Raw genomic sequence first — 297 nt, forward strand, 5'->3', positions numbered from 1 at the left:
GACCGGCGCCGGCCAGCACGGCGTGGCCACGGCCACCATCTGCGCCCGTTTCGGCCTCGAATGCGTGGTCTACATGGGCAGCGAGGACGTCAAGCGCCAGGCGCAGAACGTCTACCGCATGAAGCTGCTGGGCGCGACGGTCGTTCCTGTCGAGTCCGGTTCCAAGACGCTCAAGGACGCGCTCAACGAGGCGATGCGCGACTGGGTCACCAACATCGAAAACACCTTCTACATCATCGGCACCGTGGCCGGCCCGCCCCCTTACCCGGCCATGGTGCGCGATTTCCAGGCCGTGAT

The 297-nt window shown here is 66.0% G+C and carries 1 protein-coding gene; it reads left to right on the top strand.

Annotated elements, in window-relative coordinates; translation table 11 throughout:
- A partial coding sequence (locus tag EE949_RS22445; RefSeq protein WP_122666306.1) for a pyridoxal-phosphate dependent enzyme occupies window positions 1–297 on the top strand: 297 nt, incomplete at both ends.

Source organism: Pseudomonas viridiflava, from assembly GCF_900602065.1.
Taxonomy (GTDB): Bacteria; Pseudomonadota; Gammaproteobacteria; order Pseudomonadales; family Pseudomonadaceae; genus Aquipseudomonas.